Annotated in this window: 10 protein-coding genes and 1 pseudogene; 5 read left to right on the top strand and 6 right to left on the bottom strand. The window is 76.4% G+C overall.

Going from position 1 to position 10,382, the window contains the following annotated elements; translation table 11 throughout:
- Positions 1-340: pseudogene (locus ABZ885_RS28740) on the top strand (3-hydroxyacyl-CoA dehydrogenase); the annotation flags it as partial.
- 142 nt (positions 341-482) lie between these two features.
- Here ABZ885_RS28740 and ABZ885_RS28745 read toward each other — a convergent pair.
- The 4 genes from ABZ885_RS28745 to ABZ885_RS28760 form a co-directional block, all read right to left on the bottom strand.
- Positions 483-1,235 carry a MerR family transcriptional regulator gene (locus tag ABZ885_RS28745; protein ID WP_360194667.1) on the bottom strand — a complete coding sequence of 251 codons (753 nt, stop codon included), beginning with the start codon at positions 1,233-1,235 and terminating at the stop codon, positions 483-485.
- 185 nt (positions 1,236-1,420) lie between these two features.
- Entirely contained in the window at positions 1,421-2,500 is a 1,080-nt protein-coding gene (locus tag ABZ885_RS28750) for a 2-oxoglutarate and iron-dependent oxygenase domain-containing protein (RefSeq protein WP_360194669.1), read from the bottom strand.
- A gap of 351 nt (positions 2,501-2,851) precedes the next feature.
- A complete protein-coding gene (locus ABZ885_RS28755; RefSeq protein WP_360194672.1) occupies positions 2,852-3,610 on the bottom strand; it encodes a MerR family transcriptional regulator in 759 nt (252 codons plus the stop codon).
- Positions 3,611-3,803: 193 nt separating this feature from the next.
- The gene (locus ABZ885_RS28760) at positions 3,804-4,694 is read right to left on the bottom strand and encodes an oxygenase MpaB family protein (RefSeq protein ID WP_360194674.1); all 891 of its coding nucleotides are present in this window, start codon (positions 4,692-4,694) and stop codon (positions 3,804-3,806) included.
- 149 nt (positions 4,695-4,843) lie between these two features.
- Here ABZ885_RS28760 and ABZ885_RS28765 point away from each other — a divergent pair, with 149 nt between their 5' ends.
- The gene (locus tag ABZ885_RS28765) at positions 4,844-5,056 is read left to right on the top strand and encodes a hypothetical protein (RefSeq protein WP_360194677.1); all 213 of its coding nucleotides are present in this window, start codon (positions 4,844-4,846) and stop codon (positions 5,054-5,056) included.
- A gap of 111 nt (positions 5,057-5,167) precedes the next feature.
- Positions 5,168-5,656: a hypothetical protein gene (locus ABZ885_RS28770; protein WP_360194680.1), complete on the top strand. Its 489-nt coding sequence runs from the start codon at positions 5,168-5,170 to the stop codon at positions 5,654-5,656.
- Positions 5,657-5,735: 79 nt separating this feature from the next.
- Here the strand turns inward: ABZ885_RS28770 and ABZ885_RS28775 are convergent, their stop codons facing one another.
- Positions 5,736-6,128, bottom strand: a complete 393-nt coding sequence (locus ABZ885_RS28775) for a carboxymuconolactone decarboxylase family protein (RefSeq protein ID WP_360194691.1) — start codon at positions 6,126-6,128, stop codon at positions 5,736-5,738.
- Positions 6,129-6,380: 252 nt separating this feature from the next.
- On the bottom strand, positions 6,381-7,688 hold the full coding sequence (locus ABZ885_RS28780; RefSeq protein ID WP_360194683.1) for a hypothetical protein: 1,308 nt from the start codon (positions 7,686-7,688) through the stop codon (positions 6,381-6,383).
- Between the two features lie 182 nt (positions 7,689-7,870).
- On the opposite strand from ABZ885_RS28780, the gene ABZ885_RS28785 reads away from it, so the two are divergent.
- Together ABZ885_RS28785 and ABZ885_RS28790 are read left to right on the top strand one after the other, a co-directional pair.
- A complete protein-coding gene (locus tag ABZ885_RS28785; RefSeq protein WP_360194685.1) occupies positions 7,871-8,620 on the top strand; it encodes a hypothetical protein in 750 nt (249 codons plus the stop codon).
- Between the two features lies 1 nt (position 8,621).
- On the top strand, positions 8,622-10,382 hold a 1,761-nt coding region (locus ABZ885_RS28790; RefSeq protein WP_360194688.1), incomplete at its 3' end, for a DNA polymerase Y family protein.

Genomic DNA, 10,382 nt, shown 5'->3' on the forward strand with positions numbered 1-10,382 from the left:
GCTCTGGCCGGGGCTGCGCGAGCACTTCACCCGCGCCGACGTCGCGGTCCCGTTCGAGGACCTGAAGGAGCGGATGCTGTTCAGCGAGGCGCTGGACTCGGTCCGCTGCCTGGAGGAGGGCGTGCTCACCTCGGTCGCCGACGGCAACGTGGGCTCGATCCTGGGCATCGGCTTCCCGGCCTGGACCGGCGGCGTGTTCCAGTACATCAACGGCTACGAGGGCGGCCCGGCCGGCTTCACGGCCCGCGCCCGCGAGCTGGCCGCGGCGTACGGCGAGCGGTTCGCGCCGCCCGCGCTGCTGGAGCGGATCGCGGCGGAGGGACGCACGTTCGGCGACTGACGGGGGACTGACGGGGGAGGGCCCGGGCGGGGAGCCGGGCGCGGGTGGGCCCCGGCCGGAGGAGAGCCGGACCGGGGCGGGCCGGGCGGGGACCGTGCCGCTGTGCGCGGCGACCCCGTCCGGGCCCGTGCCCGTGCCGCGGCTACCCGCCCGTCAGCCCGCCCGCCGGCTCGCCCAGCCCCTCGCCGAGTTCCTCGCGGAGGTACCGCTGGAACGCCGTGACCAGGGCCTGCGCCACCATCGGCTGGATGTGGTCGGTCAGCGCCTTCATCCGCTCCAGCTCGGCCGGGGCCGGTTCGCTCTCCCGGTACGGCTTCCACACCGTCTCGCGGAACAGCCGCTGCAACTCGTGCGCCGTCGCCCGGCTGTGCTCCACCACCACGGCGCGGGCCGCGAGCAGCGTCTCCAGCGGGATCGGCACGTCCAGGATCCGCACCCCGAGCGGCAGCAGCCCCGGGTCGACCCGGAACACCTCGGCGTCCGCCGTCCGCTCCAGCGCACCCATCGCGGTCAGCCGGTCCAACTGGTCCTCGGACAGGTCCCGTCCGGCCCGCCGCTCCAGCTGCCCCCGGCTCACCCACTCCGGCTCCTCCGGCGTCCACGACGCCACCAGCGCCCGGTGGATCGCCAGGTCCAGCGGCGTGCTGTCCCGGGGCAGACGCGCCAGGTAGCGCTCGATCGCGGCCAGCGTCAGGCCCTGCCGCTGCAGTTCCTCGATCAGGCCCAGCCGGTCCAGGTGCTCCGCCCCGTACAGGCCCACCCGCCGCGGTCCCAGCTCGGGCGGCGGCAGCAGGCCCTTGGTGCCGTAGAACCGCACGGTGCGCACGGTCACTCCCGCCCGGGCCGCCAGTTCGTCGACCGTCAGCCGCCCGTCCACGCCCTCGCGTGCCCCCATCCGCCGCCTCCGCCTTCGTTGCACCACCACTGTGACAGCAGCAGTGTGACAGTGCTGGCCCACCCGGGTCCACCGGTGTCCCGGGCCGTGGGGGCCGGGAACGGGGACGCCGGCCCGCCCCGTTCCCCGGGGCGGGCCGGCGTCGGTCCGGTTCGGTCTGGTCCGGTCCGGGGTCAGGCTCAGGCTCAGGAACGGGCCGCCCCGGTGGCGTCGACCAGCTCGGGGTGGTGGCGGCGGGTGACCTCGGGGTGGGCCCGGGTGTACCCCTTCCACTCGTTGAGGCCGAAGTCGGCGAACAGCGGGTTGGCCGGGTCCTCGGTGGCGCCGGGGGCGTGGTGGGCGAGCGGGAAGTCGAGCGGCTCGACGTGGGCGTCCAGGCGCGGGTTGTAGAAGAAGGGGACCGAGAACCGCTCGCGGGCGCCGGGCGGGCTGACCACGCGGTGGCTGGTGGCCTTGAGGTAGCCGTCGGTGGCGACCTCCAGCAGCTCGCCCAGGTTGACCACGAAGGCGCCCTCCATCGGCGGGACCTCCAGGAAGCCGCCGTCCGGGCGCTCCACCTGGAGGCCGCCCACGGTGTCCTGGAGCAGGAGGGTGATGAAGCCGTAGTCCTTGTGCGCGCCGACGCCCTGGCCGGCGCCGTCGGGGGCGGTGCCCGGGTAGCGGACCAGCTTCAGCCGCAGGTGCGGGTGGCCCGCGAAGGCCGGGTCGTAGAAGTCCGGGCGGGCGCCGATCGCGGCGAGGAGCTCGTGCAGCAGCCGCCGGGCCACCGCGCCGAGCCGGTCGATCCAGCCGAGCGCGGCGGTCCGCAGCTCGGGCAGCGCGTCCGGCCACTGGTTCGGGCCCTCCAGCCACCAGTACGGCGGCTCGCCGCCGGCCGGGACGTGCGCGGGCAGCTCGGCGCCGATGTCCAGCTGGTCGCGCCAGTCCCGGCTGCCGCCGGTGCGCTCGTCACCTGTGCGGGTGTAGCCGCGGTAGTGCGGGGAGTTGAGGTTGCTCACGGCGAGCCGGTCGGCCTCGGGCAGGGCGAAGAAGGCCCGCATCGCCGCGGTGAGCGCGGCCGTCTCCGCCGGGGTGATGCCGTGCCCGACGAGCTGGAAGAAGCCGACGCCGGTGGCCGCGGCCCGCAGCTCGTCGTGCAGCCGGAGGCGGTCGTCGGCGCTGCCGTCGGCGAGCGAGAGGTCGATCACCGGGAGTGCGTCGGCGGGGGCGTGCGAGGGGGCGTCCGCGAGGGGGGACGGGGTGCTGGAGGGGTGCTGCTGCGACATGGATGACATCCGCTGGGTCTCGTCCCGACCGGACCCGGTGATCGACCGGGGGCGCCGGGGCCACGCCTGGTGCGGCGGGTGCCCGGGGGCCGGGAAGGGGGACGCGGCCGGGTGAGGGCCGCGCTGAGGGTGGGAGGCGCGAGGTTCAGCCGGAGCGTCGACAGGACATGCTCGTCACGCGGAGCAGGTCCACGTGGCGGCGGCGAACGAGTATGAGCACGTCACCAGCCTAGATGACGGTCGGACCGGCGGGGAGACCCGGGGGTGGGGTATTGTCATGTGCGCAGCAATTGGCTGAACCGGGCCGCCCGGAGCCGCCCCGGAACCCGTCCTTCCGGGGCGGCCGCCCGGTCAGCCCAGGCGCGCGGCGTACGCCTCGATGGCGTCCCGCTGGTACTCGGCGAGGCCCGGCGCGATCGCGTCGTAGGCGGCCCGCCACTCCTCGTGGGCCACGCACGCGCGGCCCATCGCCCGGAACCCCTCGGCGCCGACCGGCCGGAACGCGGTGATCGACCGGTACTGCCCGTCGACCTCGGCCTGCACGGCGTCGTCGTCGACGGGCGCGCCGGCGGCCATCAGCTCGGCCAGCCGGATCATCAGCGCGGTGCGCTCGCGCTGCCCGGCCTCGACCTCGGCCGCGGTCATCGTGGCGACGACCTGCCCGACCTCCTCGGCCAGCTCGGGCCACTCGCGCAGGTTCTGCTCGTACCGGTCGGGCTGGATGCCCTCGAAGAGGTTCTCCGGTCGGTTGATGCGGGTCATGGGCGTGCCGTCCTTCCTGGACTCTTCCAGTTCGGTGATCGTGCGGGAGACGGTGACGGCCAGTGTGGCGAGCCGGTCGCGCTCGGCGAGCAGCCGCCGGTGGTGGCCGCGCAGGGCCTCCAGCTCGTCCACCTGGGCGGCCAGGATCCGGCCGATCTCGGACAGGCCCACCCCCAGCGCCCGGAGCACCAGGATCTGCTGCAACCGCAGCAACTGGCCCTCCTCGTAGTAGCGGTGGCCGTTCGAGCCGATCCGGGCGGGCGGCAGCAGTCCGATGTCGTCGTAGTGCCGGAGGGTCCGGGCGGTCACGCCGGACATCCGGCCCACCTCCGCGATCGGCCAGGCCATCATCGTCTCCTCTCACGGGGGCCGGCCGTTCCGGCCCCGGACACGACGGTAGGAGCTGCCGTTGCGGCAACTTCAAGCCCCGGGGCACGGTTCCTTCGGCGGGCCCGGCGGCGTGGCCGGGCACGTCCCCGTCGGTCGGCCCGGCGGCGTGGCCGGCGCGGTCCGCCGGCGCTGCCCGGGGGCCGGCGGGCGGTCAGTCCTCCGTACGGGCCCCGGCGTCGCCGGCGGGGCGGCCGGCGTGCGGGAAGGGGCACCCGCCGGACGACCGGCCGGGCGCCTCCTCGAAGGTGCCGAGCTCGCTGATCCGGTAGCCGCCGGGGTAGCCGCGGACCTGGCGGCCGTCGCGGGCGAGGAAGGGCTTGCGGCGGGGCGGGAGGAGGCGGACGAAGCGGCCGCGCAGCCACATCCCGGTGCGGACGGCGCGCCGCAGGGCGGCCGGCGGGGCCGGGTAGCCGAAGGCCTCGCGCAGCGGGTCGTCCAGCAGGCAGACCGAGGAGGTGCGCATCGAGGGGCGCACCGGGGCGGGGTACCAGGAGGCCATCAGGCCGAGGGTGGCGTCGGAGACGTCCCGGCCGCCCTGGTCGTAGCCGAAGTGGGCGCGCTCGTAGTCGTCGAGGAGCCGCTCGAACTCCGGGTAGGTCTCCGGGATGCCGCTCAGGCCCATGTGGCGGCCGAGCTCGCGGTAGTAGTTGGTGGTGGCCCGGATCTCGTGCGGCGAGTACGGACGCCAGCCGTAGTCGTCCAGCCAGCGCTTGGGGACCACGACGAAGGTGGCGAGCACGTACAGGAAGTCGTCGTTGGAGATGTCGTAGCGGCGGTGCATCTGGTTCATCCGCCGGATCGCCTCGCGCCCCTGCTCCGAGGCGAAGCCGTGCTCGATCACGGCCTCCAGGATCAGCACGGTGTCGTCGTACCGCTTCTGCGTCCGCCGGGTGAACTCGCCGGTCTGCGCCAGCAGCCGGCCGATGCCGGGCACGGCGTAGGTGCGGTAGAGCGCGAAGCCGAGCGACTGGGTGGTGTCCCAGGGGAACTCGTACCAGCTGCTGATCCGGTAGATCTCGGTGAACTCGGTCTCCGGATCCATGCGCTGAATCTTCTTCAGCCAGTCGTATCGCTGCACCCGGCTGACCCTAGGGCGCTGGTCAGCGGCCGGTCAATGGCGGCCGGGGCGCCGGCCGGGCGCCACCCCCGGGTCAGCGGGCGGGCGTGGCGAGGCCGGTCTCGTAGGCGGTGATGCGAGTCTTCCCGACCTCCGAGCGCTGGTCCGCCGACGTCAACCACCTGATGGTGTCCTCCGCCTGGAAGCGCCTGGTGCAGCACTGGTCGCCGCCGCCCGGCAGCGGATTCGACTACGCCACCGTGCCCGGCTCCTGGGCGGTGCTCGCGTTCTGGCCGTCGGCGGCCGTGGCCCTCGCCCTGCTGGTGGTCCGGCGCCGCGACGTCTGAGGCCGGTGGAGCGGGTGATGCGGGGTCACGCCTGGCGGGTGCCCGTGGTGTCCGTGGTGCGCCCGGTGGTGACGAATTGCGGGAGGTCCGTCGCCGTGGGTAACTCGTCTCATGATCAGACAAAGCGTGCGTGCGCTCTGCGCCGCCTCCGTCGCGCTCGCCCCGCTCGTGCTGTGCGCGACGCCCGCCCACGCGGTGTCCTCGTGCACGGTCAACGGGATCCCCGCCTCCGGCCCGGTCGTCTCGGGCACGCCCGGCAGGGACGTCATCCGCTGCGCCTACGTCGGCGCCGGCGACACGGTCAGCGGCCTCGGCGGCAACGACGACATCGTGGTCACCGGCCCCATGGCGGGGACCGTCGACGGCGGCCCGGGCAGCGACCGCATCTCCACCGCCGGCGTCTCCGGCACGGTCCTCGGCGCGGACGGCTCCGACTTCCTCCTGGTGAACGGCACCGTGGCCTCCACCGGCGTCGTCGACGGCGGGGCGGGCAACGACTACCTGCGGACCGGCTTCGACAACGGGCTCGTGGACGGCGGCACCGGGCTCGACGGCTGTCACGTGAGCGGCGGGAACGCCCCGGTCCACTGCGAGGCCTGACCGTTCATCCGACGTCACGGCTCCCGGGCGCACCGGGCGGTGGCCCGGCCGGCCCCGCTGATCAGGCCGTCGCCGGTGATCAGGCCGCCGCCGGGGCCCCCGTCGCGGGCTCCCCGACCGGCAGCAGGCCGCGCTCGCCGAAGACCTTCTTGGCGACGAAGGTGGCGTTCAGCGCCTTGGGGAAACCGCAGTAGACGGCCGAGTGCAGCAGGGCCTCGACGATCTCCTCGGGGCTGAGGCCGACGTTGAGCGCGGCGTTGACGTGGACCTCCAGCTGGGGCTCGCAGCCGCCCAGCGCGGTGAGCATGCCCAGGGTGACCAGCTGCCGGTCCCGCGGCGGCAGGCCGGGGCGGCTGTAGACCTCGCCGAAGCCCCAGGCGACGACCTGGTGGGCGAGCTCGGGGCTGACGTCGGCGAGCGCGTCCACCACCCGCTGCCCGCCCTCGCCGTCGACGCGGGTGAGCATCTCCATGCCCCGGTCGAACCGGTCCTGGCGGGTCTCGGCGGCGCTGGTCCCGGCGGCGGTGGCGGTGTTCGTGGCGGTGTTCGTGGCGGTGGTCATGGTGATGCTCATGGGGGCCCCGTTCTCGGTCTGTGCGTCCTCCGGCCGGGTGGCCGTCGGTCATGGCATGACCGTAGAACTTCGAGTGCACTCGAACTCAAGCCGGTTTCGCGCGGGCCGGCTGCGCGCCCGGCCCGACCGGCACGCCCCTAGGGGAGTGCCTCAGCCGAGCCGGCGCCACCAGGGCTGTCGCGGCGCGGGCTGCGGGGCCTCCGGCACGACCGGGACGAACCGGCTCTCGATCGGATCGTCCCACTCGACCAGCGCGGCCGGGAACCAGGTGACCGGCTTGGTGTCGTCCCGCGCGTTCGCCCAGGCGGCGACGCGTTCGGCGGCGTCCCGGCCGGGGAGCAGGCCGCGTTCGTCGGTGTCCACGCCGAGGTCGCGCACGGCGTCGCGGTGCAGGTCGTTGCAGAGCCAGCTGTGCAGCATGCCGTAGTCGTAGCCGAGCACCTCCCAGCCGAGCTCGCGCCCGCCCCCGGCCACCTCCGGGCCGGGCCCGGGGTCGCTCCCGGCCGCGCCGTCGAGGCGGGCGAGCAGCACCGGCTCGTACGTCGCGGCCGCGCGGATGTCGGCGACGAAGCCGGCGACGTGGCCGGCGGGCACCAGCAGCGCGTACAGCCGCGCGTTCCCGGGCACCCGGAGCGGCGCGCAGGCCGCCAGGGCCTCCGGTGCGGTGTCGAACCAGCAGCCGTCCTCCGGCAGCCGGTCGATCAGGCAGTCGGACGCCGTGGTCAGCCGCTCCGCCCGGGGCAGGCCCGGGCCGCGCACGGACTCGGGCACCGCCACGAAGTAGCCGGCGAGCACCGGCGTCCCGCCCTCGGACGGCGCGGGGACCGCCGGCCCCGCGGGCGGTGGCACGGGCGTGCCGCGCCGGGGCGGCGCCAGCACCGGCAGCGACTCGTCCGCGCGCGGCGGGCGGCGCTCGGCGAGCTGGAAGAGGTAGCCGCGCAGGTACTCCTCCAGCCCGTGGTCGAGGTGGGCGATGTAGTCGCGCAGGCCCTGGGCGGCGTCCCGGTAGTGCTCGCGGTACTCGCCGCGGGCGCGCGACCAGCGGTCGGACACCCCGACGGCCCACTCGCGCAGCCGCCCGCGCTCCTGCCACCACTCGCGCACCGCCGGGACGGTCCAGTGGTCGTCGCCGTCCATCGCGAAGCCGCCGTGGCCGAAGAAGCAGCCGCTCAGCAGGTCGTGGGTCTGCCCGGGTCCGGTCGGCTGGCGGTAGACGAACTCCCGTCCGTCCAGCGGCCCGTGGTCGTCGTCGTAGGCGATGTGGAAGGGCGCGTCGTGACGGCCCATCTGCATGCTGTCGGTGTCCGCGCCGTAGAACGGCCCGGGGACGTTGCGCCAGTTGCGGTCCGCCCAGAGCCCGCCGAACTGGTCCAGGTGCGGCTGCTCGGCGAGCAGCCGCCGGGCGGTGGGCAGCGGGTCCCAGTAACCGCCGGGCCCGTCGTGGTGGCGGTCGTCCACGGGCGGACTCCGATCTGTGGTGCCGTGCGCAAACGGCCAGTGAACCAGAGCCGCCACCCCGCCCCCGCACCAGGCTCGCCCCCGGCTGCCCGGCCACCCGGGCTGCCGGGGCAACGGAGCGTGACCGGTGGGGTGGGGGATTCGGACTTGAATCTTTGCGAACGAATGTTCGATCCTGAGGTGTGCCTGTTTTCGAACCCGTATTCGAACCCATCGCCGGGCGGCAGCCGCTCCGGCCGGTGGTGACGGCGGCTGCCCTGGGGGACGGGGCCGGGCGCCGGGGGCTGCTGCCGGTGCTGCCGGCGTTGCGGGCGGTGCTGCCGGAGGGCGGCCTGCGCCGGGGGACGGCGGTGTCGGTCGGCGGCGGGGACCTCGGGCTGCTGCTGGCCCTGGCCGCCGGGGTGCGGGAGTCGGACGGCGGGTGGGCGGCGGCGGTCGGGTTGCCGGAGCTGGGGCTGGCCGCGGCCGCCGGGTACGGGCTGGACCTGCGGCGGCTGCTGGTCGCGGACGACCCCGGGCCGCACTGGGGCGAGGTGGTGTCGGTGCTGGCCGGGGCGGTCGAGCTGATCATGCTGCGCCCGGACGGGCCGGTGGCGCCGAAGCCGGCCGCCCGGCTGGCGGCCGTGCTGCGGCGCAGCGGCTGCGTGCTGCTGGTGGCCGGGCCGTGGCCCGGGGCGGAGTTGCGGCTGGGGGTGCGGTCCGGGCGGTGGTTCGGGCTGGGGGACGGGCACGGGCAGCTCACCGGGCGGCAGGTGGAGGTGGTGGCCGAGGGCCGCGGTTCGGCGGCGCGCGGGCGCACCGCCCGGCTCTGGCTGCCGGACGAGCACGGCGCGGTGCGGGCGGTGGCCGAGGCCGCCGGGACGACCGGGGTGGGGGAGGACGTGACGTCGGGGGCCGCCGGGGCGGGTCTCGATCGCATGGCGGTGGTGTGAGATGACCGACGGCGGAGCGGCCGGAACGCCGCGGGTGCTGGTGGTCTGGTGCCCGGACTGGCCGGTGCTGGCCGTCGCGGCGCCCTCCGACGGTGACGGCGCCCCGGTGGCGGTGGTGGCCGGCGGGCGGATCCTGGCGTGTTCGGAGACCGCCCGGGCGGCCGGGGTGCGGCAGGGGCAGCGGCTCAAGCTGGCCCAGCGGCTCTGCCCGGCCCTGGAGCTGCGGGACCGTGACCCGGAGGCGGAGACCCGGCGGTTCGAACCGGTGGTCGCGGCGGTGGAGGCGTTCACGCCGCGGGTGGAGGTGCTGCGCCCGGGCCTGTGCGCGATCCCGGTGAAGGGGCCGGCCCGGTACTTCGGCGGCGAGGAGGCTCTGGCGGCCGGGGTGCAGGGCGCGGTGGCGGCCGCCCTGGCCCGCCCGGCGGCCGGGGACGGCCGGCCGGGGCCTGCCCGGACGGACGCCGGGCCGCAGGAGCACCCGGCCGACGCCGAGCCGGCGGACGGGCCGGGCACGGTCACCCCGCTGCACCCCGCGGACGCCGACCGGGCCCGCACCCGCCGCCGGACCGCGACCGTGGACGAGCTGTTCGACGCCGCCCCGGCGGCCCGGGACGGTGCGCGCGGCGGGTTCGCCCGCCCCCCGGCGTACCCGCTGGACGCCCGTCCGGAGACGACCGTCCCGGCGGCCGCGCCCGCACCACCCGCCCCGGCCGCCCACGCCCACGGCACCGTGCCCGACAGCACCGTGTCCCACAGCACGGTGCCCCACGGCCGGGTCGGTGTCGCCGACGGCCTGTTCGCCGCCGTGCTGGCCGCGCGGGCTGGGGTGCTGGTGCCGGCCGGGCGGACGGCGGAGTTCCTCGCGCCCTACCCGGTGGCCGCGCTCGGCGACGAGGCCCTGGCGGAGCTGCTGGACCGGCTCGGCCTGCCCACCGTCGGGGCGTTCGCCGCACTGCCCGCCGAGTCCGTCGCGGACCGTTTCGGCCCGTCCGGCACCACCGCCCACCGGCTGGCCCGGGGCCTGCAGCCGCGCCCGCTGGTGCCGCGGACGGAGGGGCCGGACCTCTCCGTGGAGCAGCGCTTCGACCCGCCCGAGCCGCTCGCCGAGCCGCTGGTGTTCGTCGCCCGCACCCTGGCCGAGCGGCTGCACCAGCGGCTGGCCGGGGCGGGGCTGACCTGCCAGCGGGTCGCCGTCGAGGTGTCCTGTGCGGACGGGCGGACCGTCTCGCGGCTCTGGCGGCACGAGGGCCGGCTGTCGGCGACGGCGCTGGCCGAACGCGTCCGCTGGCAGCTCCAGGCCTGGCAGGGCGCGGGCACCTTCCACCCCGCCGGCGGGCCGGGCACGAGCACCCCCGGCGCGACGGAGGGTCCGGCGGACGGCCCGGCGGCCGGTACGGCGGACGCGGCCGACGCCGGCTTCACCGCCCTGCGCCTCGTCCCCGACGACCTCACCCCCGACCAGGGCCGCCAGCTCGCCCTCTGGGGCCAGGCGGTGGCGGACGACCGGGTGGAGCGCGCGGTGGCCCGGGTGCAGGCGGTGCTCGGGCATGCCGGGCTGCGCCGGATCGAGCCGGCCGGCGGGCGGGGGCCGGCCGAGCAGGCGGTCCGGGTGCCCTGGGGCGAGCCGTACGACCCGGCGGCGCCGGCCGACGCGCCGTGGCCGGGCCGGCTGCGGGACGTCTGGCCGGCCGTGGTGCACCGCGCCCCGGGGGCGGTCGATCGCGGCGCCGCCCAGCTCGCGCAGGGAGTGGGTGGCGTTGGG

The sequence above is a fragment of the Kitasatospora sp. NPDC047058 genome (assembly GCF_040643935.1).
GTDB lineage: Bacteria > Actinomycetota > Actinomycetes > Streptomycetales > Streptomycetaceae > Kitasatospora.

Bases quoted from the DNA above. Each gene is read 5' to 3' on its own strand.
- ABZ885_RS28745 (WP_360194667.1), bottom strand. From the start codon at position 1,235: ATGGGGGCACGCGAGGGCGTGGACGGGCGGCTGACGGTCGACGAACTG.
- ABZ885_RS28750 (WP_360194669.1), bottom strand. From the start codon at position 2,500: ATGTCGCAGCAGCACCCCTCCAGCACCCCGTCCCCCCTCGCGGACGCC.
- ABZ885_RS28755 (WP_360194672.1), bottom strand. From the start codon at position 3,610: ATGGCCTGGCCGATCGCGGAGGTGGGCCGGATGTCCGGCGTGACCGCC.
- ABZ885_RS28760 (WP_360194674.1), bottom strand. From the start codon at position 4,694: ATGGATCCGGAGACCGAGTTCACCGAGATCTACCGGATCAGCAGCTGG.
- ABZ885_RS28765 (WP_360194677.1), top strand. From the start codon at position 4,844: ATGCGAGTCTTCCCGACCTCCGAGCGCTGGTCCGCCGACGTCAACCAC.
- ABZ885_RS28770 (WP_360194680.1), top strand. From the start codon at position 5,168: ATGATCAGACAAAGCGTGCGTGCGCTCTGCGCCGCCTCCGTCGCGCTC.
- ABZ885_RS28775 (WP_360194691.1), bottom strand. From the start codon at position 6,128: ATGGAGATGCTCACCCGCGTCGACGGCGAGGGCGGGCAGCGGGTGGTG.